The 17216-nt window shown below is 69.9% G+C and carries 29 protein-coding genes; all 29 read left to right on the top strand.

Annotated features, from left to right (window positions below; genetic code table 11):
* Positions 1 to 65 precede the first annotated feature (65 nt).
* Positions 66 to 431 (top strand): hypothetical protein, encoded by a 366-nt coding sequence (locus ACFFCA_RS07215; protein WP_375483243.1) that lies wholly within the window; start codon positions 66 to 68, stop codon positions 429 to 431.
* Entirely contained in the window at positions 428 to 1681 is a 1254-nt protein-coding gene (locus tag ACFFCA_RS07220; RefSeq protein WP_375483245.1) for an AAA family ATPase, read from the top strand. Before ACFFCA_RS07215 ends, ACFFCA_RS07220 begins: the two co-directional genes overlap by 4 nt.
* Complete coding sequence (locus tag ACFFCA_RS07225) at positions 1678 to 1971, top strand: hypothetical protein (RefSeq protein WP_375483247.1); 294 nt, start codon at positions 1678 to 1680, stop codon at positions 1969 to 1971. Before ACFFCA_RS07220 ends, ACFFCA_RS07225 begins: the two co-directional genes overlap by 4 nt.
* On the top strand, positions 1968 to 2189 hold the full coding sequence (locus ACFFCA_RS07230; protein ID WP_375483249.1) for a hypothetical protein: 222 nt from the start codon (positions 1968 to 1970) through the stop codon (positions 2187 to 2189). Before ACFFCA_RS07225 ends, ACFFCA_RS07230 begins: the two co-directional genes overlap by 4 nt.
* Positions 2186 to 2371: a hypothetical protein gene (locus ACFFCA_RS07235; RefSeq protein WP_375483251.1), complete on the top strand. Its 186-nt coding sequence runs from the start codon at positions 2186 to 2188 to the stop codon at positions 2369 to 2371. The genes ACFFCA_RS07230 and ACFFCA_RS07235 overlap by 4 nt, the downstream gene beginning before the upstream one ends.
* Positions 2368 to 2532 carry a hypothetical protein gene (locus ACFFCA_RS07240; RefSeq protein WP_375483253.1) on the top strand — a complete coding sequence of 55 codons (165 nt, stop codon included), beginning with the start codon at positions 2368 to 2370 and terminating at the stop codon, positions 2530 to 2532. The genes ACFFCA_RS07235 and ACFFCA_RS07240 overlap by 4 nt, the downstream gene beginning before the upstream one ends.
* Positions 2529 to 3407, top strand: a complete 879-nt coding sequence (locus tag ACFFCA_RS07245; protein ID WP_375483255.1) for a PD-(D/E)XK nuclease-like domain-containing protein — start codon at positions 2529 to 2531, stop codon at positions 3405 to 3407. The genes ACFFCA_RS07240 and ACFFCA_RS07245 overlap by 4 nt, the downstream gene beginning before the upstream one ends.
* The gene (locus tag ACFFCA_RS07250) at positions 3404 to 4357 is read left to right on the top strand and encodes a hypothetical protein (RefSeq protein ID WP_375483257.1); all 954 of its coding nucleotides are present in this window, start codon (positions 3404 to 3406) and stop codon (positions 4355 to 4357) included. The genes ACFFCA_RS07245 and ACFFCA_RS07250 overlap by 4 nt, the downstream gene beginning before the upstream one ends.
* The gene (locus ACFFCA_RS07255) at positions 4354 to 5070 is read left to right on the top strand and encodes an exonuclease domain-containing protein (protein ID WP_375483259.1); all 717 of its coding nucleotides are present in this window, start codon (positions 4354 to 4356) and stop codon (positions 5068 to 5070) included. Before ACFFCA_RS07250 ends, ACFFCA_RS07255 begins: the two co-directional genes overlap by 4 nt.
* Positions 5071 to 5559: 489 nt before the next feature.
* On the top strand, positions 5560 to 5982 hold the full coding sequence (locus ACFFCA_RS07260; RefSeq protein WP_375483261.1) for a hypothetical protein: 423 nt from the start codon (positions 5560 to 5562) through the stop codon (positions 5980 to 5982).
* 2 nt (positions 5983 to 5984) lie between these two features.
* Positions 5985 to 6449, top strand: coding sequence for a hypothetical protein (locus tag ACFFCA_RS07265; protein ID WP_375483263.1), 465 nt, complete (start codon positions 5985 to 5987; stop codon positions 6447 to 6449).
* Between the two features lie 110 nt (positions 6450 to 6559).
* Positions 6560 to 7171 (top strand): hypothetical protein, encoded by a 612-nt coding sequence (locus tag ACFFCA_RS07270; RefSeq protein WP_375483265.1) that lies wholly within the window; start codon positions 6560 to 6562, stop codon positions 7169 to 7171.
* Complete coding sequence (locus ACFFCA_RS07275) at positions 7168 to 7584, top strand: WhiB family transcriptional regulator (protein ID WP_375483267.1); 417 nt, start codon at positions 7168 to 7170, stop codon at positions 7582 to 7584. Before ACFFCA_RS07270 ends, ACFFCA_RS07275 begins: the two co-directional genes overlap by 4 nt.
* Positions 7581 to 8534: a DUF5131 family protein gene (locus ACFFCA_RS07280; RefSeq protein WP_375483269.1), complete on the top strand. Its 954-nt coding sequence runs from the start codon at positions 7581 to 7583 to the stop codon at positions 8532 to 8534. Before ACFFCA_RS07275 ends, ACFFCA_RS07280 begins: the two co-directional genes overlap by 4 nt.
* On the top strand, positions 8534 to 8986 hold the full coding sequence (locus ACFFCA_RS07285; protein WP_375483271.1) for a hypothetical protein: 453 nt from the start codon (positions 8534 to 8536) through the stop codon (positions 8984 to 8986). Before ACFFCA_RS07280 ends, ACFFCA_RS07285 begins: the two co-directional genes overlap by 1 nt.
* Positions 8983 to 10278: an SNF2-related protein gene (locus ACFFCA_RS07290; RefSeq protein ID WP_375483273.1), complete on the top strand. Its 1296-nt coding sequence runs from the start codon at positions 8983 to 8985 to the stop codon at positions 10276 to 10278. The genes ACFFCA_RS07285 and ACFFCA_RS07290 overlap by 4 nt, the downstream gene beginning before the upstream one ends.
* On the top strand, positions 10275 to 11180 hold the full coding sequence (locus tag ACFFCA_RS07295) for a DNA-methyltransferase (RefSeq protein ID WP_375483275.1): 906 nt from the start codon (positions 10275 to 10277) through the stop codon (positions 11178 to 11180). Before ACFFCA_RS07290 ends, ACFFCA_RS07295 begins: the two co-directional genes overlap by 4 nt.
* A 20-nt stretch (positions 11181 to 11200) precedes the next feature.
* Entirely contained in the window at positions 11201 to 11449 is a 249-nt protein-coding gene (locus tag ACFFCA_RS07300) for a hypothetical protein (RefSeq protein ID WP_375483276.1), read from the top strand.
* Positions 11449 to 11847 carry a hypothetical protein gene (locus tag ACFFCA_RS07305; protein ID WP_375483278.1) on the top strand — a complete coding sequence of 133 codons (399 nt, stop codon included), beginning with the start codon at positions 11449 to 11451 and terminating at the stop codon, positions 11845 to 11847. The genes ACFFCA_RS07300 and ACFFCA_RS07305 overlap by 1 nt, the downstream gene beginning before the upstream one ends.
* A complete protein-coding gene (locus ACFFCA_RS07310) occupies positions 11844 to 12485 on the top strand; it encodes a hypothetical protein (RefSeq protein WP_375483280.1) in 642 nt (213 codons plus the stop codon). The genes ACFFCA_RS07305 and ACFFCA_RS07310 overlap by 4 nt, the downstream gene beginning before the upstream one ends.
* The gene (locus ACFFCA_RS07315) at positions 12482 to 12805 is read left to right on the top strand and encodes a hypothetical protein (RefSeq protein WP_375483282.1); all 324 of its coding nucleotides are present in this window, start codon (positions 12482 to 12484) and stop codon (positions 12803 to 12805) included. Before ACFFCA_RS07310 ends, ACFFCA_RS07315 begins: the two co-directional genes overlap by 4 nt.
* A gap of 82 nt (positions 12806 to 12887) precedes the next feature.
* Positions 12888 to 13325 carry a RusA family crossover junction endodeoxyribonuclease gene (locus tag ACFFCA_RS07320; protein ID WP_375483284.1) on the top strand — a complete coding sequence of 146 codons (438 nt, stop codon included), beginning with the start codon at positions 12888 to 12890 and terminating at the stop codon, positions 13323 to 13325.
* Positions 13322 to 13699, top strand: coding sequence for a hypothetical protein (locus ACFFCA_RS07325; RefSeq protein ID WP_375483286.1), 378 nt, complete (start codon positions 13322 to 13324; stop codon positions 13697 to 13699). Before ACFFCA_RS07320 ends, ACFFCA_RS07325 begins: the two co-directional genes overlap by 4 nt.
* Complete coding sequence (locus ACFFCA_RS07330) at positions 13696 to 14169, top strand: hypothetical protein (RefSeq protein WP_375483288.1); 474 nt, start codon at positions 13696 to 13698, stop codon at positions 14167 to 14169. The genes ACFFCA_RS07325 and ACFFCA_RS07330 overlap by 4 nt, the downstream gene beginning before the upstream one ends.
* Positions 14159 to 14491 carry a WhiB family transcriptional regulator gene (locus ACFFCA_RS07335; protein ID WP_375483290.1) on the top strand — a complete coding sequence of 111 codons (333 nt, stop codon included), beginning with the start codon at positions 14159 to 14161 and terminating at the stop codon, positions 14489 to 14491. Before ACFFCA_RS07330 ends, ACFFCA_RS07335 begins: the two co-directional genes overlap by 11 nt.
* Positions 14492 to 14719, top strand: coding sequence for a hypothetical protein (locus tag ACFFCA_RS07340; protein ID WP_375483292.1), 228 nt, complete (start codon positions 14492 to 14494; stop codon positions 14717 to 14719).
* Positions 14716 to 15096, top strand: coding sequence for a DUF4326 domain-containing protein (locus tag ACFFCA_RS07345; protein WP_375483294.1), 381 nt, complete (start codon positions 14716 to 14718; stop codon positions 15094 to 15096). Before ACFFCA_RS07340 ends, ACFFCA_RS07345 begins: the two co-directional genes overlap by 4 nt.
* A complete protein-coding gene (locus ACFFCA_RS07350; protein ID WP_375483296.1) occupies positions 15093 to 15710 on the top strand; it encodes a hypothetical protein in 618 nt (205 codons plus the stop codon). The genes ACFFCA_RS07345 and ACFFCA_RS07350 overlap by 4 nt, the downstream gene beginning before the upstream one ends.
* Positions 15707 to 17200, top strand: a complete 1494-nt coding sequence (gene terL / locus ACFFCA_RS07355) for a phage terminase large subunit (RefSeq protein WP_375483297.1) — start codon at positions 15707 to 15709, stop codon at positions 17198 to 17200. Before ACFFCA_RS07350 ends, terL begins: the two co-directional genes overlap by 4 nt.
* Positions 17201 to 17216 lie beyond the last annotated feature (16 nt).

Below are 17216 nucleotides of genomic sequence, written 5' to 3' on the forward strand. Positions count from 1 at the left end.
GACGGCCCGGCGCTGTCACGCCGGACCGTCCCGTGACCGACTGATTGGAGTCGATCGACATGAGTATGACCGAGAAGACCACGAACCCGCTGCACTGGTGGCTGGACGGCGACGAGCCGGCCGCGGTGAAGGCGGTGCTGTCGCTCGCGTACCTGCGTGAGGACCTCGACAACGACGCGGTGCACGACGCCGCCTGCCAGGTGTTCGGCCAGCAGGCCGACACGGTAATCGACCTCGCGACGCAGCTGAACTGGATCGAGCGCTTGGACTCCGAGAACCCGTCGGAGGTGCTGGCCGACTATTACGGGCATCGGGTGGCGGCGCTGTCGTCGATCAGCGTGTGCGAGGAGCTGCGGGACCAGCTGCGGGCCGAGGCGCTCGTCAGCGCCCAGCTCGTCGCGTCGCTGCACACCCAGGCGGTGGCGGCATGAAGATCGTCAGGCTGCAGGCCGAGAACATCAAGAGGCTCGTCGCGGTCGAGATCACCCCGGACGGCAACACGGTCGTGATCGCGGGCAAGAACGGGCAGGGCAAGACGTCTGTTCTCGACTCAATCTGGTTCGCGCTTGGTGGCGGTCCGGCCGCGAGGGGCACGACCAAGCCCATCCGTGATGGCCAGGACCACGCCGAGGTACGGCTCGACCTCGGAGAGCTGCGCGTCACCCGCACTTGGAACGCGAGCGGCAAGTCCACGCTGCGCGTCGACAACGCCGAGGGCGCTTCCTACCGGTCGCCACAGTCGATGCTGGACAACCTTGTCGGCCGGCTGTCCTTCGACCCGCTCGCGTTTGCGCAGCAGGACGACCGCACCCAGCTGGCATCGTTGCTTGAGCTGGTCGACCTGCCCTTCGATCCGGTCAAGCTGGCCGGCCAGCGGCAGGACCTCTACGACGAGCGCACCACCATCGGCCGCGCCGGCAAGCAGCTCGAAGGCCAGCTCGCCAGCATGGCTCAGCCCGCGGACGACGTCCCGAAGGACGAGGTCAACGTTGCCGACCTACTCGCTCGGCACCGCGCGGGCCGCGCCGCCGCGGACGAGCACCAGCAACTCGTCCGCCGCCAGCAGTCGTTCGCAGCCGCCGTCGACCGAGACCAGCAGGACGTAGCGCACCTCGAGCAGCAGCTCGCGGCCGCGCGCGCCACGCTGACCGATCACATCGGCGAGCTTGAACACGCGACTCGGGCCGTCGAGCAGGACCACAACCTGCCCGATGTCGAGGCGATCGAGAAGCAGCTCTCCGAGGCCGACGAAGTGAACCGTGCCGTGCGGGCCGCCCGCGAGCGCGCCGACGTCGCGGCTCACCTGGCCGAGACCAGGGCGGCCTACGACGCACTGTCCGGGCAGATCGCCGACCTCGACAGGCGAAAGACCGCTGCGATCGCCGCGGCCGCCATGCCCATCGAAGGGCTTGCGTTCGACGACACCGGCGTCACCTATCGCGACGTGCCGTTCAAGCAGTGCAGCGCCGCTGAGCAGTTGCGCGTCTCGTTGGCCATGGCCATGGCGATGAACCCTCAGATTCGCGTAGTCCGCATTACCGACGGGTCCCTGCTCGACAGCGACAACATGCAGCTCATCGAGCAGATGGCCGCCGAGCAGGACTACCAGGTCTGGATCGAACGAGTTGATGAGTCCGGGCAGGTCGGCGTCGTCATCGAAGACGGCCAGGTCGCGTCATGACCGCCGTCATCGTCACGCTGACGCTGGTCCTGGCGGTCGGCGGTGCCGGTGCGTTGCTGCTGTGGGGCCGCGACCAGTTGCGCGCAGCTGGCCGCCTCATCGACGAGGCGCCGTTCTCGTGCGACTGCGGCCACGCCGTCGGCCGGCACCCGGTCCAAGACGACGGCACCGACAACTGCGAAGCCTGCTGGTGCTCCGGCTGGCGGCAGACCGACGACGTCGTCCACGTATGGGGCCTGACCCCGCCGCGCGCCGACGCCGTCGTCGACCACACGGAGGTGCCCCGATGAACGGTCCTGATCATTTCGAGATGGCCGAGCGGCTGTTGGCCAGCGTCACGAGCGCCGACGAGGTGCTGATCGACGACGAGCACCGGATCGTGGCCAACGCGATCGCAGCTGCTCAGGTCCACGCGACGCTCGCGCTGGCCACCGCCACTGCGGTCGGCGCGACTCACGCGAACGCCGCCCGGGTGTTCGAGCCCGACACCTACGGGCAGCCGTCATGAAGCGCGCCCGCCGTCTCGTCGTGGCTGTCCTGTCGACCGCCGGTCTCGCGTCGTGGATGCAGCGGTCTGCGGAGATCCGCCGCCGCGCCGAGGTGCAGGCCGCGCTCACCGATGCCGCCCGCCCGTCGTTCCGCGACAACGGCGACAACGGCTGGACCCCCACCCGGGAGGCCCACCGATGAGCAGCTTCCTGCGCCGCCTCCAGCGCGACGCCTACCTGATCAGCCGCACGGCCGGGGATCTGAACGCCGCCAAGCGCGGACCGGACGTCCTGGCCAAGCGGCTGGCCCGCCGCGCCGCCACCCGCGAAGGCTTCACCCTGCTCCGGCGGTGGACCCGATGACCGCCGAGCCGGCCGCCGCCCCGGTCGTGATCACCGAGCCCGGCGTGTACGAGATCAGCAACCTCGACTACCACGCCGACCCGGTTCCCGGGGGGTCGCTGTCGTCGACCGGCGCGCGGAAGCTGCTCGAGCCGTCCTGCCCCGCGCTGTTTCAGTACGAGCGGCAGCACCCGCCCGAGTCGACGCGCGCGTTCGACACCGGCCATGCCGTCCACGACGCCATCCTCGGCGGCGGCCCGGAGATCGTCCGCGTCGACGCCGACAACTGGATGACGAAGTCGGCCAAGGTGCAGCGCGATGAGATCCGCGCCCGCGGCGCTGTCCCGATCCTCGCCCACGAGCACGACGTCGTGCTGGCGATGGTCGCCTCAGTCCGCGCGCACCCCATCGCCGGGCGTCTGTTCGAGCCCGGCACCGGGCAGGCCGAGGCGTCGCTGTTCTGGACCGACGAGCGAACCGGCGTGCACCGCCGCGCGCGCCTCGACTGGCTGCCAGAGCAGACCGGCCGGCGGCTCATCATCCCCGACCTCAAGACGTGCAAGTCCGCGCAGCGTGACGAGTTCGCCCGGTCGGCCATGAGCTACGGCTACCACCAGCAGGGCCCGTACTACCTCGACGGCGTCACCGCCCTCGAGCTCGGCGAGCGACCAGTGTTCGTGTTCGTCGCCGTCGAGAAGACACCGCCCTACCTGGTGAACGTCATCCAGCTCGACCACACCGCCACCGCCATCGGCGCGCTGCTGAACCGACGCGCGATCGACATCTACGCCGAGTGCGACCGCACCGGCATCTGGCCCGGCTACTCAGCCGACGTCGAAATCGCCTCCCTGCCTGCCTGGTACGAGAGGCGCTACGAACAGGACTTGCAGTCATGACCGACATCACCGAGTACGAACCCACCACCCCGGCCGCCCGCCAGGCCGACGCGATCGGACAGGCCACCGCCGTCGAGCAGGCCCGCGCGGTCGCCGAGGTCCAGGGCGCGATCGTCGTCGCCCAGCAGTGCCCCCGCTCGACCGCCACCGCTGTCGCGCAGATGCGTGACTCGTGCGCGCAGAAGGGTCTCGCCGAGCGGGCGTTCTTCCGCTACTCCCGCGGCAGCGGACAGATCACCGGCCCGTCCGTCCACCTCGCCCGCGAGCTCGCCCGCTGCTGGGGCAACATGCAGTACGGCATCGCCGAGCTGCGCCGCGACGACGCCAAGGGCGAGTCGGAGATGATCGCGTTCGCGTGGGACGTGCAGACCAACACCCGCGCCACCACCACGTTCATTGTCAAGCACGGCCGCGACACCCGGCAGGGCGTCAAGGCCCTGACCGACATGCGCGACATCTACGAGAACAACGCCAACAACGGCGCCCGCCGGCTGCGTGAGCAGATCTTCGCGATCCTCCCGAAGTGGTTCACCGAAGAGGCGCAGGACCGCTGCCGCGCCACCCTCGAGAACGGCGGCGAGAAGTCGCTCCCTCAGCGCATCGCCGACACCGTCCGCGCGTTCGAGGGTCTCGGGATCGCCGTCGACCAGCTCGAACGCAAGATCGGCCGCGATCAAGGGAACTGGAACGCGCACGACGTCGCGACCCTCACCGTCGTCGGGAAGTCGATCCGCAACGGGGAGACACAGCGCGAGGACGAGTTCCCCGACGACAAGGTGACCGCCGACGAGATCTCCGGCGGCAAGCCGAGGACCGGCGAGCGGGCGCAGGCCAACGGGCGCGCACCGGCGAGCATCCCGCCCGGCGACTCCGACCCGTGCCCGATCTGCGGTGCTGACGGCACCCAGGAGCACGACGACGCGCTGCACGAGATGGCGGGTGCCTCGTGAGCTGGCACACCGGCCCGATGACGGCGTTCGACCTCGAGACCACCGGCGTCGACGTTGAGACCGCCCGCATCGTCACCGCCTCGATCGTCCACATCGACGGCGACGACGTGCGCACCCGCGAGTGGCTCGTCAACCCCGGCGTCGACATCCCCGAGGAGGCGACCGCGGTCCACGGCGTCACCACCCTGCACGCCAAGGCGTGCGGCGACGAACCCGCCACCGCAGCGGCGCAGATCCTCACCGAGCTCGACCAGGCGTGGACCGGCGGCAAGCCCGTCATCATCTACAACGCCGCCTACGACCTCACCGTCCTCGACCGGGAGCTGCGCCGACACTGCGGCGTCGCCGTTTCTGACGTCGTCGGCCCGGTCATCGACCCGTTCTGCATCGACAAGGCGCTCGACCGGTACCGGCGCGGCAGCCGCACCCTCACCGCGACGTGCCAGCACTACGGCGTGCGGCTCGAGGACGCGCACACCAGCTCGGGTGACGCGATCGCCGCGGCGCGGCTGGCGTGGCGGCTCGCGCAGGTCTACCCGGCCGAGCTGGCCGACCTGTCGCGGGTGAACGCGTTGCAGAAGGCGTGGCGCGCCGACTGGGCCGTCGGGTTTCAGGACTACCTGCGGCGGCAGGGCAAGGACGAGCACGTCGACCCGTCGTGGCCGATGCGCCCGTACGTCCCCACCCCGGACTGCATCGGCGCTGACGCATGAAGCCACCACTAGGACCGTCGCTCACGGGAGGTAGTGCGGGTGTGCGCCACAAGCCCCGCCCGGCGGCCGGAGCCGATCTGACCGGCCCCGTGACGGTCCGTCATAGAGGAAAGGTCGCCGGCCCCGTAGCGCACGCGGGGACCGGCGGCACCTCCGTTCTTCCTGACGTCGACCTCGACCAGCGCACCCGCGACGAGCTGCAGCCACCCTGCGATGCGACGGCGGACGGCCGCGCGCTCGTCCGTGTACGGCCAAGCCGACCGCGATGCACAAACCCTGCCGAGGTCATCGTGCGTACCTGGTGCCCAAGCTGCCACGTCGGCGACTTCGCGCTGCTGTGCGCGCCGCACGTTGCATTCGCGGTCAACGCCGCGAACCGGCCTGGCACCTGCATCCCCTGCGGGCGGCCCATACCCCACCTGTGCTCAAGCACGGAGCCGTTGCGATGACCGACTGCCGCTGCGGGCATCCTGCGCACCCCGACACCGTGTGCCGCCGCTCGTGCGGCTGCCAGATCAACCGACCACGGACGGGGGAGCGATGACCAACACCAAACCCGACGCCGCGCCAGATCAGGACGACAGGCTGCGTCTGCAGATCAGCGCGACCGCCGCGTACATCCCAGACCACGACGAGGCCGACGGTCCGTGGTGCGTCGAGGTGGGCCTGCACGAGTCCGAGCCCGAGATTCAAGGCTGGGGCCCCGACCCTCTCGCGGCAGCATTCGACGCCGCTGCGAACGCCTACGAGTCCGCCCTGCGCCTCCGCGAGCACTACGAAGGCGCCCACGAGCAGCGGCTCGTTGGCCCGCTCACCTGTCCCGAGTGCCGCCACGACTTCGAGGCGCTCATGCGATCAGCCATACGACCCGCCTCACCCGAGACGGCCGCCGCCACACCCGAAGGGATCTAGCCATGACCGCCACGACCAGCAAGAAGAACAAGCCCGTGCTGCCCCAGTTCGAGCAGCAGGACGTCCACGGCGCCACCGTCCGCATCACGAACGCCGGCGACGGCCTCTCCGAAGCACTCAAGGTCGAACCCAAGGCGCTGCACCTCGGCGACGAGGTGTTCTACGTCCTCGCTGGCGACGTCTCCCAGATCAACCACGTCGACAAGGACGGCATCCTCACCCGCGTCCACACCGTCAAGGCGTCGCAGATCACCGCGGTCGACGGGGAGCTCGCCGGGAAGCTGCTTGCCGAGGCGGCCGAGGAGCTGCAGCGCAAGAAGGACGAGGTCGAGGGCCAGCAGCGGCTCGCGCTCGAGCAGGAAGCAGAAGACAGGGAGCGTGCGGACCAGGGTGCGGCCGGCGCCGCCCGCACCGCGAACGGTGGGAACGTCAAGGACGTCGACTTCTCCGGGAAGCGACCACAGTGACAGCCGCCCCACCACGCGGCCGCCGCGACTGCACCTGCCCGCGCGCCCGCCACCAGCACGGCAGCGTCGGCGCGTACCAGCGCGACGGGTGCCGCTGCATCCGCTGCTGTATGGCGAAGCATTACGCGCTGGCCAGCTATGCCGACGGCGGCGACTGGCGCGAGACCGAGCACCTGTACGTCCCACGACGCGACACCCGCCTGCGGCTGCAGTCGCTGATGGCGCTCGGCTACACCGCCAGCGAGGTCGCCGCCGCGACTGGCCTGTCCCCGTCGCACGTCTGCAACCTCCGCACCGACGTCGTCCACACCACCGTGCACGTCTTCACCGCGGACGCCGTCGCTTCCGCGTTCCGGGACCGGTGGGACAAGCTCGCCACCGGGCCGCAGGCCAACCGGCAGCGCAGCAAGGCACGCCGGCTCGGCTACCTCCTGCCGCTGGAATGGGAACCCGGCGACGTCGACACCGACGACACCACCGAGATGTTCTTGTCGGACCCGTCGAGCCCGGAGACCACCGAGAACCCGGAAGTCCTCGACTACGTCGCGATCGCCGAGGCCATCGCCGGCCGCCGCGTCACCCTCACCAGGGCCGAGCTGTCGCACGCGATCGTCACGCTGCAGGACATGGGCGTCGGGGTACACGAGACAGCCGAACGGCTTCACACTTACACGAGGCTCGTGAACCGGTACCGCGCCCGAGCCCGCCAGGACGCGGCATGACCGTCACCGTCGCGAACCTCCTCGGCGTCGACCAGCCCGACTGGTTCCACGGCGCCGCCTGCGCCTCGGTCGACCCCGACCTCTGGTTTCCCGAGAAGGGCGAGGGCACCCGACCAGCAAAGTCGGTGTGCCGCAGCTGCGACGTTCAGGTGGAGTGCCTCGAGTACGCCCTCACCCACGGCGAACGGCATGGCGTCGGGGGCGGAGCAAGCGAGCGTGAACGACACAAGATGCTGCGCAGCCGCGGCCTGTCGCTACCGCGGCCTCCCCGTGTCCAGCACGGGCCGCGCCACACCACCGTCGAGCGCGGCGACTTCCCCTGCACCGAACCGGGCTGCAGCCATGTCGCCGAGACCGCCTACGCCCGCGGGTCACACCGCCGCTACCAGCACCCGAACAGGACCGCCTCATGAGCACGACGATCGAGTGGACCGACGAGACATGGAACCCGGTCACCGGGTGCACCAAGGTCTCGGCCGGCTGCGACCACTGCTACGCCGAGACGTTCGCCGAACGGTGGCGTGGCACGCTCGGCCACCACTTCGAGAACGGCTTCGACCTCACTCTCCGGCCCGAGCGGCTTGAGATCCCGCTGCGCTGGAAGCGGCCGCGGCGGGTGTTTGTCAACTCGATGAGCGACCTGTTCCACGACGACGTCCCCGACGAGTTCATCGCCCGCGTGTTCGCCGTCATGGCCCTGTCACCACGGCACACCTTCCAGCTGCTCACGAAGCGGCACGGGCGCATGCGGTCGCTGCTGTCCGACCCCGCGTTCACCTACATGGTGCAGTACACCGCCGGCGCGCAGTTCGCGCTCGTCCGCGACCAAGACGAGAAGCTCACCGTCCGTCGGGGTCTGGACAGCTCGCACGTCGCCGACTGGCCGCTGCCGAACGTTTGGCTGGGTGTCTCGGTCGAGACGCAGCAGTGGGCCGACATCCGCATCCCCGCCCTGCTCGACACCCCAGCCGCCGTCCGATTCCTATCCTGCGAACCGCTGCTCGGCCCGGTGCGTCTCGACCCGTCCTGGCTCGTGCCGGCCGCCAACCTCTGCAGCTACACCGGCACCACCACCGAGGACCATGCCGCGCTAGCCCAGGTTCTACGCGCAGCGGTGCGCAAGATGGCCAGCGAGCAGGGCATGCCGCGGCCGGCCTACGTCGACTGGGTCATCGCCGGCGGCGAGTCCGGCCACGGAGCCCGGCCCATGGATCCCGCCTGGGCTCGCGCGCTCCGCGACCAGTGCGAGGCCGCCGGCGTGGCCTTCCTGTTCAAGCAATGGGGCGGCCGCACACCCAAGGCCAACGGCCGCGAGCTCGACGGCCGCACCTGGGACCAGTACCCGCAGACGGTGACCGTCTGATGCGCGCCGTGACGGTTCAACAACCATGGGCTGCCGCGATCTTTCACGCCAGTCCCCGGAAAAACGTGGAGAACCGCACCCGACTGTCGACGTGGCGCTGCCTCGAACGTTCCCGCGTCGCGATCCACGCCGGGCAACGCTGGTCCGACCGCGGCGCCCTCACCGTCCCCGACATCACCGACCGCCCACTCCCCACCGGGTGGGACGTCCGCGGCGCCATCATCGGCACCGTCGACGTGACCGACGTCCACTGGGAAGCCGACCAGTGCTGCGAACCCTGGGGCGAGGCTTCCTACGTCGACGCCGCCGGCATACGGCAACTCAGCATCGTCCACCTCGTCCTCGAAAACCCACGCCCCTGCCCACCCATCGACTGCCGCGGCGCCCTCGGCGCCTGGCGCGTACCCGACCACGTGGCGCTCGTGCTCGAGACGGGGCGAACGTGGGTGTGAGCTACGCCGACTTCCTCGCCGAGAAGCGATCGACGGTCCCGGAGTACGGCTTCTCGTGCTCGCCGGCTGACCTGCCCGGCAGCCTGTTCGACTTCCAGCGACACATCGTGGCGTGGGCCGTGCGCCGCGGTCGTGCCGCGATCTTCGCTGACACCGGGCTCGGCAAGACCCGCATGCAGCTCGCGTGGGCCGACCGCATGACGCCGACCGACGGCCGCGCGCTCATCCTCGCTCCGCTCGCGGTGGCACAGCAAACCATCCGCGAAGCCCACGCCATGGGCCTCGAGCTCACCTATGCCGCCGACCAGAGCCAGGCGGGCCGGCTGACGATCACCAACTACGACCGCCTCCATCTATTCGACTCCAGCACGTTTCACGCCGTCGTGCTGGACGAGTCCAGCGTGCTCAAGGACGTCACCACCAAGACGCGGGACCAGCTCATCGACGCGTTCCGCGCCACTCCGTACCGGCTGTGCTGCACCGCCACGCCCGCACCCAACGACCTGACCGAGCTCGCGAACCACGCCGAGTTCCTCGGCATCGCCACCCGCCGCAACATGCTCTCGACCTACTTCATCACAGACCTGACCCGCGGCTGGCGCGTGCGCGGCCACGCCGAGACGGCCATGTGGCAGTGGGTCGCATCGTGGGCGCTCGCATGTCGCACCCCGTCCGATCTGGGCTACCCGGACAGCGGATACGCGCTGCCCGCTCTGGACCTGCGTCCTCACCTGCTACCCGTGAACGTCGCCGGCGACGGGGAGCTGTTCGCGGCCGAGCTCGGCGGCGTCTCCGGCCGGGCCAAGGTGCGCCGCGAGACCCTCGCCGCGCGCGTCCGCACCACCGTCAACCTCGTCGCCGGCGAGCCGGACGAGCCGTGGCTGCTGTGGTGCGGCCTCAACGACGAAGCTGACGCCTTGACCGCCGCCATCCCCGGCGCCGTCAACGTCCACGGCGCAATGCCGGCAGACCGCAAAGCCGCCGCGCTGCTCGACTTCACCGACGGCCGCATCCCCACCCTCATCACTAAGCCGTCCGTCGCCGGCTGGGGCATGAACTGGCAGCACTGCGCCCGCATGGCATTCGTCGGCCTCGGCGACAGCTACGAGGCCTATTACCAGTGCATCCGCCGATGCTGGCGCTACGGCCAGACCCGACCCGTCGACGTGCACATAGTCCTGTCCGAGCTCGAGCACCAGATCGCGTCCAACGTCGCCCGCAAGGAAGCGACCGCACGCACCGCGCTCGACAAGCTCATCGCCGCCCAGCGCACCGCCCAGGAGCACCCATGAACGACACCGACCTGTACGTCACCGACGACGCGACCGGCTCCGACTGGCGCATGATGCTCGGCGACTCTTGCGAACGACTCGCCGAACTGCCGGATGACTCGATCGATTTCTCAATCTGCTCGCCGCCGTTCGCGCAGCTCTACAACTACTCACCCAGCCCGCGGGACCTGTCTAACAGCCGCGACCGCGATGAGTTCTTCCGCCACTACGGGTTCATCATCCGCGAGCAGCTGCGCGTCACCAAGCCAGGCCGGCTCGCCGCCATCCACGTCCAGCAAATCACCCAGCAGAAGGTCATCCACGGGGTAATCGGCCTCTCTGACTTCCGTGGCCAGGTCATCGCCGAGTTCCTCGACAACGGGTGGATCTACCACGGCGAGGTCACCATCTCGAAAGATCCGCAGGCCCAGGCCATTCGCACCAAGAGCCAATCGCTGCTGTTCGTCACCCTGCGCCGCGACTCATCCATGACCCGCCCAGCGCTCGCCGACTACCTGATCATGTTCCGTAAGCCAGGCGACAACGCGGTACCGATCAAGGCCGAATGCACCAACGAGGAGTGGATCAAATGGGCCTCGCCGGTGTGGCTCGACATCCGCGAGACCAACACCCTCAACACCGCCGTGGCCAAGGCGGACCGCGACGAGCGGCACATCTGCCCGCTACAGCTCGACCTCATCGACCGCGCCATCCGCCTCTGGTCCAACCGCGGCGAGACCGTCCTCAGCCCATTTGCCGGCATCGGATCCGAAGGCGTCGGCGCCATCCGGCGCGGGCGCCAGTTCGTCGGCCTCGAACTCAAACCCGAGTACTGGCGCGTCGCCTGCGCCAACCTGACCCGCGCCGCTGACGACGCCTCTGCCCCAATGCTGTTCCCGGTTGACCTCGAGAGCTCGGCATGACGCGGCCTGAGGACGACCCGGTGAGGCAGTTCAGCAACGCCCTCACCCCGGCGGCTCGCACGCACCTGCGGCTCGACTACGAATCCATCGCCCTCATCCGCACCGCATGCGAGACCCACACACCCCGGCAGCTCGCCCAGACCGTCGCCAAGGGCATCGGCTGGCGCAACCCCGCCAACGCACCCGCACTCCTCCTCTACCGGCTCCGCCGCGCAGCAGGACAGCTCGAGCAGGACACCGACCCAGAACCAGAGGAGACCCCAGCCTGATGTTCCGTGTCGACGACGGCTTCTATGACTCGCTCAAGGTCAAAAGCATCCCCCGCGGCGCCGCACGCAAGGGCGCGATCGCGCTCTGGACGTTCGCCGGCTCCTGGTCCGACAAACACTCCCAGGACGGGCTCATCCCCGCCGGCCAGGTCGAAGAGCTCGGCGGCACCCGCAAGGAAGCCGACTGGCTCCTCACCTCCGAGCTGTGGCACGACGAGAACCACCCCTGCCCCCGTGACCCGGACGACGAGAAAAAGCCGTGCCCACCAGTCCCGCGCGGCTACTACCTGTTCCACGACTACGGCGACTGGAACGACCTGAAGATCGACAAGGACAAGCGGCGAGCCGCCACCCGTGAACGGATGCGGAAGCTGCGTAACGGAGAGGGCACGAAGTGACGAACCAGCAGCGCACCGACAGCGAACGTGCGGCGTCACGTGCAACCGATGTGCGCGCGCACGAACGGGCGCAGTACGCGACGCCACCTACCTATCCCACCTACCTACCTACCGAACAACACCCATCTGACTCACCTAACGCTCGAACGAACGGTTCTGCTGACGCGCGCGAAAACCCGCCCGCCCAAGCAGCCCACCAGCCCATCCTCGACGACGATTTCGGCCCCTGGCGCGTCGGATACCGCGTCGACCGCATCACCGGAAACGCCGTCCTCCTCGGATTCAAACCCCCCATCACCGACATGATGAAACGCAAACGCTGGGCCGTCCTCATCGCAGGCGAAGGCTGGGCCGTCCCCCTTCAATACCTCGCCCACATCGAACGACTCCTCACCGGCGCGGACGTCACCCTCTTCGACATCGACGGCAACCCCACCCCAGCCCAACGCGCCGCCGAAACCGCCGAAGAACAACGCGACACCGCCGCCGTCCTCGCCGACATCCGAGCCGCACGAGACGCAGCCGAAGCCGACCCAACAGCCACCGCCCGCGAACGCAGTAACGCCCGCCAGGCGTTCCGCGACGCCCTCGCACGAACCCACCCCGACCAGCCCGACACCGCGGACGTGACCGCATGAGCCCGGAGGCCAGCGTGACCACCACACCCATCAGCCGGGCGCCGCTTTCGGCGGTCGAGGTGGAGCAGATCCGGAACACCCACCCGCTTGTCGCGGAGTTCATCGAGGGACTGTCGGAGGTGCTGGGTGACGTCACCGGGCAGCGGGACGCTGCGGTGGCTCGGGCTGACGCTGCCGAGGCACGACTCAACAAAGTGCGGGCCGAGCACTACCCGGACGACGGCACTTGCGTGACCTGCACCGAGGGGACTCAGGCGGCGTGGCCCTGTCCGACCGCCCGCGCCGCTGCTGGTTCGGGTTCTCCCGAGGACCAGACATGAACGCGTTGCGCCGTTGGTGGAATTGGTTGTCGGCGTGGGTTGCCCGTCAGCTGGGTGACCAGTGGGACGACGAGGACGAGCGATGACGGCCGCGACGTCCACGGCGATCGCGTTCGACGTCCTCGGTGAGGCGATCCCGCAGGGCAGCATGCAGGCGTTCGTGCGTGGCGACCGAGCGATCCTCACCTCGGACAATCCGCGGTTGAAGGCGTGGCGGGCCGCGGTCACCGCCGGCGCCGCGGCGACGATGCGGCTCGAGAGCGCGGTGAAGCTCGACGGGCCCGTCGCGGTCCGGCTGGACTTCTACCTGCCGCGGCCGCCGTCGATCCCGAAACGTCGCGTGTGGCCCGCTGTGCGGCCGGACGTCGACAAGCTGTCGCGTGCCGTGCTGGACGCTCTGACCGGGACCGTGATCACCGACGACTCCCGCGTCGTCGACCTCCGCGCCGTCAAGCACTACGCGAGGGCGACGGCAGGGGTGCGGGTGGTCGTCGAACCCATCGAGCAGGTGCTGTTGTGAGGGCGCACGAGATGTTCACGAAGACGGTGTGGTCACCCAGCGACGGCACCCTCGCTGGCATCGAAGCCACCTGCTCGTGTGGCGGCTGGTCCGCGTCCCGGCCGTGGCAAGCGATCGCGAACACCCTCACCCGGGCGCACCGCGACCACCAGCGGGAAGCCGCCCGCGACGAACGCGAGACCCAGCGCGCCGACGCTCTCGCCTGGCACGCCCGCACCGGCCACTGCGCCGACTGCGGACAGCCCGGCGACTGGTGCCAGTGCGTCCACCCGTGCCGCTGCCAATCCGCCCACCCGACGGGCTCCGGCATCGGACGCGACCCGGCCGAGCTGTACGCCGACACCGTGCCTGACGAGCAGGAGGTGCTCTGGTGACGGGTCACAGGATGGGTCAGCGGACGCAGCAGGAGCAGGCCCGCTCGTCGGTCGGCCGCTGCTCGAGGTGCGGGAAGCGGTCGTATCCGTCGCGGAAACTGGCGCGGCAGGCCGCCCGGAACTACCACGGCGAGGGCCGGCTCGCGCCGTACCAGTGCCCGCACAACGACCAGGCGTGGCACAACGGCCACCTGCCCGCCGCTGTCCGCGCCGGTGACGTCGACCGCGACGAATACGAGGCTAACGCCCGCCCGCGCGCCGTCTACGCCCACGCCGCCGCCGTCGGCCAACCGTTGACCGTCACCCTCATCGACCCACGCGACGGCGCCCGCATCGTCGACGCGCTCCTCACCGCCGCCGACCACGGCTCCGGCGCGCAAGGCCGGCACTATCGGCGCATCGCCGAACGCCTCGGCGACGCCCTCGACCGCACACCCGTCCCACCCTGGGAAGCCGACCATGGCGGCTGACCCGTTCACCGGCGCGCTGTGCCGCGACCCGGGCGCCGACCCGCACTGGTGGGACCACGACGCCACCACCCGGCAACGCACGATCGCGGTGTGGTTCTGCCGCGCCTGCCCCGCCCAGGCCGCGTGCGCCGCGCAGGCCGACGCGCTCGGCCCCGCAGCCACCGGCATCTGGGCCGGCCGATATCGGCCCTGGCACGCCGAGCTAGACACCCACGACGACACCATGACCGCGTTCACCGCCGTGTTCGGGCGGCTCTACTCGACACCACCCGCCATGATCGAACCAGGGCAGCTGTCGCTGCTCGACCTGATGGAGGCCTAGATGCCCGGCTGCTGCACCGTGCTGCGACCCGACGACGGGGTCATCGACAACGTTGCCGTCGACCGCGCCATGCAAGGCCAACGCGTCCAGCTGTCCAAGCGGGAACGGGCGTGGCTGATCCTCCGCCTGTCCCGCGAACGCGGATGGGGCCTCGACCGCATCAGCCAGCACATCGGCTACTCAAGGACCGAAGTCGCCGTGCTCCTCGCCAGCGCGAGGGGACGATGAGCGGGCCGCGGCGGATCCAGCTGCGCCGCACCAAGGGCTGGCGCAAACCCGACGGGGCCATCGTCGTGGCCAGACCGTCGAAGTGGGGCAACCCGTTCAAGATCGGAGAACCGGTCGGCGTGCACGGCATCGACGTCGATGGCCTCATCTTCGAGGGCACCGCACGCCTCAACGCCGAGATGGCCGTCGAGCTGTTCGCCCAAGATGTCCGAGCGCGCATCACTATCAACCCAGACGACATGCCAGCCGACCGCGCCTACGCCGAGGAGTGGCAGCGCGGTCTAGCCGAGCTCGCTGGTCACGACCTCGCATGCTGGTGTCCACTCGACCGGCCGTGCCACGCCGACGTGCTGCTCGAGATCGCGAACCAGCCATGACCGACCGACGGCCGCCCGACGACGTCCCGGTCTGCGACCGGTGCGGCCGGCAGCACCTCACCAGGAAGGGACACCAGGCCTGTACCGGTCACGTCGGGCAGAACAACGACCGCGACCCCGGCGGCCCCTGCATCAAGGACCCCATCGCCGGGCTCGAGGTGTGCGGCTCCCACGGCGGCGGATCCACGAACGCGAAAGCCGCCGCCCGCCGCCGCACCGCCGAAGCCAGAGCCGCGGCGTCGCTGGCCAAGCTGGTGCCGGACAACCCGGAACCGATCCTCGACCCCATCGCCACCCTCGCCCGCCTCGGCGGGGAAGCCGACCAGGTGCGCCGCAACATCGTCGACCGGCTCAATAAGGCGACCGACGTCGACGCCGTCATGGCCTGGTCCACGAAGTACCAGGAGTTCCTCGCCCTCACCGGCCGGTTCTGCGAAGCGCTGGTCAAGTCGAACTACCTCGAGCGGCACGCCGCCATCGAGGAAGCGCAGCTGACCGGGGTCCTCGCCGCCGTCCGTGACGGGCTCGCGCTCATCCCCGACCCCGACGTCCGCACCGAGGTCACGACCGAGATCGTCCGCCGCCTCCGGCTACTGCCCGGCAACGCGGCATGACGACGTTCTTCGACCGGCTCGCCGACCGGATGGAAACCATCACCCTCGGCAACTGGAACAGCCCCGGCCAGGTCGCCCGCGTCCTCGACCCCAACACGGTGCAGACGCCCGCGCTCGACGTCATCGACCGGCAACTCGTCCGCGTCGCCGACGGCGAGATCACCCGCCTGATCATCACCATGCCGCCGCAGGAGGGGAAGTCCGAGCGCGGGTCCCGCCGGTTCCCGACCTACCTGCTGAAGCGGAACCCGGAACTGCGGCTCGGTCTCGCGTCGTACGAGTTCACCATCGCCCGCCGGCTCGGCCGCGCCGTGCGCAGCGACATCCAGACCCACGGCCGGGACCTCGAGCTCGCGATCTCCCGCGACACCGCCGCCGCGAACGAATGGACCCTCGCCGGGCACCGCGGCGGCGTCTACTCCGTCGGCATCGGCGGCGCCCTCACCGGCCGACCGATCGACGGGCTGATCATCGACGACCCGATCAAGGACCGCGCGCAGGCCGAGTCCGAGGCGTACCGCAAGGCGGTGTGGGAGTGGTGGACCGACGTCGCCCGCACCCGCCTGTCACCCGGCGCGTTCGTCGTGCTGATCCTGACCCGCTGGCACGAGGACGACCTCGCCGGCCGGCTGCTCGCGAACAACGTCGAAGGCTGGGAGCTGGTCAACATCCCCGCGCTGGCCAACCACGACCCCGCGAAAGGCGAGGTCGACCTGCTCGGTCGTGAACCAGGGGAGTGGCTCGAGTCCGCCCGCGGCCGCACCCCCGAGCAGTGGCAGCAGATCCGCGCCTCCGTCGGGGAGCGGACGTTCGCGTCGCTGTACCAAGGCCGACCCGCGCCGGTCGAAGGTGACATGTTCAAGCGGGCCCACTGGGTCCGCTACGACCAGCCCCGCGCGGTGCTCCGCGACGACGGCACCTGGCACTGCCCCGGCGCCGACGAGGTCATCCAGTCGTGGGACATGGCGTTCAAGGACACGAAAGCGTCCGACTACGTCGTCGGGCAAGTGTGGGCCCGGTTCGGGCTCGACGCCGTCCTGCTGGACCAGGTCCGGGACCGGATGTCGTTCTCCCGCACCCTCGACGCGGTCCGTGAGATGACCAGCCGGTGGCCGCAGGCTCTGCGGAAGCTGGTCGAGGACAAGGCCAACGGGCCGGCGGTGATCAACCAGCTGCAGTCCACCGTGACGGGGCTGGTGCCGGTCGACCCGGGCCGTGACTCGAAGACCGCTCGGGCGATCGCCGTGACCCCGTTCGTTGAGTCGCGGCATGTGCTGATCCCGACTGAGCGGCTCGCGTCGTGGGTCGAGGGGTTCGTCGAGGAAGCGGCCGCGTTCCCGAACGTCACCCACGACGACCAGGTCGACGCCGCGACCCAGGCATTGACCCGGCTGCTCGGCGGGAACCGCGGCCCGACACAGATGGCGTCACCCGCCGTGCTCGCCGGTCTCGGCTCGATCCCGAACATCCCGATGCGGCTGCCTAGGTAGCTTTCGGACGCTGGTC

It is taken from the genome of uncultured Jatrophihabitans sp. (assembly GCF_964252635.1).
GTDB lineage: Bacteria > Actinomycetota > Actinomycetes > Mycobacteriales > Jatrophihabitantaceae > Jatrophihabitans.

Coding starts and splice junctions, on each gene's coding strand:
- ACFFCA_RS07215 (WP_375483243.1), top strand. CDS start 66: ATGACCGAGAAGACCACGAACCCGCTGCACTGGTGGCTGGACGGCGAC.
- ACFFCA_RS07220 (WP_375483245.1), top strand. CDS start 428: ATGAAGATCGTCAGGCTGCAGGCCGAGAACATCAAGAGGCTCGTCGCG.
- ACFFCA_RS07225 (WP_375483247.1), top strand. CDS start 1,678: ATGACCGCCGTCATCGTCACGCTGACGCTGGTCCTGGCGGTCGGCGGT.
- ACFFCA_RS07230 (WP_375483249.1), top strand. CDS start 1,968: ATGAACGGTCCTGATCATTTCGAGATGGCCGAGCGGCTGTTGGCCAGC.
- ACFFCA_RS07235 (WP_375483251.1), top strand. CDS start 2,186: ATGAAGCGCGCCCGCCGTCTCGTCGTGGCTGTCCTGTCGACCGCCGGT.
- ACFFCA_RS07240 (WP_375483253.1), top strand. CDS start 2,368: ATGAGCAGCTTCCTGCGCCGCCTCCAGCGCGACGCCTACCTGATCAGC.
- ACFFCA_RS07245 (WP_375483255.1), top strand. CDS start 2,529: ATGACCGCCGAGCCGGCCGCCGCCCCGGTCGTGATCACCGAGCCCGGC.
- ACFFCA_RS07250 (WP_375483257.1), top strand. CDS start 3,404: ATGACCGACATCACCGAGTACGAACCCACCACCCCGGCCGCCCGCCAG.
- ACFFCA_RS07265 (WP_375483263.1), top strand. CDS start 5,985: ATGACCGCCACGACCAGCAAGAAGAACAAGCCCGTGCTGCCCCAGTTC.
- ACFFCA_RS07270 (WP_375483265.1), top strand. CDS start 6,560: ATGGCGAAGCATTACGCGCTGGCCAGCTATGCCGACGGCGGCGACTGG.
- ACFFCA_RS07275 (WP_375483267.1), top strand. CDS start 7,168: ATGACCGTCACCGTCGCGAACCTCCTCGGCGTCGACCAGCCCGACTGG.
- ACFFCA_RS07280 (WP_375483269.1), top strand. CDS start 7,581: ATGAGCACGACGATCGAGTGGACCGACGAGACATGGAACCCGGTCACC.
- ACFFCA_RS07285 (WP_375483271.1), top strand. CDS start 8,534: ATGCGCGCCGTGACGGTTCAACAACCATGGGCTGCCGCGATCTTTCAC.
- ACFFCA_RS07295 (WP_375483275.1), top strand. CDS start 10,275: ATGAACGACACCGACCTGTACGTCACCGACGACGCGACCGGCTCCGAC.
- ACFFCA_RS07305 (WP_375483278.1), top strand. CDS start 11,449: ATGTTCCGTGTCGACGACGGCTTCTATGACTCGCTCAAGGTCAAAAGC.
- ACFFCA_RS07315 (WP_375483282.1), top strand. CDS start 12,482: ATGAGCCCGGAGGCCAGCGTGACCACCACACCCATCAGCCGGGCGCCG.
- ACFFCA_RS07320 (WP_375483284.1), top strand. CDS start 12,888: ATGACGGCCGCGACGTCCACGGCGATCGCGTTCGACGTCCTCGGTGAG.
- ACFFCA_RS07335 (WP_375483290.1), top strand. CDS start 14,159: ATGGCGGCTGACCCGTTCACCGGCGCGCTGTGCCGCGACCCGGGCGCC.
- ACFFCA_RS07340 (WP_375483292.1), top strand. CDS start 14,492: ATGCCCGGCTGCTGCACCGTGCTGCGACCCGACGACGGGGTCATCGAC.
- ACFFCA_RS07345 (WP_375483294.1), top strand. CDS start 14,716: ATGAGCGGGCCGCGGCGGATCCAGCTGCGCCGCACCAAGGGCTGGCGC.
- ACFFCA_RS07350 (WP_375483296.1), top strand. CDS start 15,093: ATGACCGACCGACGGCCGCCCGACGACGTCCCGGTCTGCGACCGGTGC.
- terL (WP_375483297.1), top strand. CDS start 15,707: ATGACGACGTTCTTCGACCGGCTCGCCGACCGGATGGAAACCATCACC.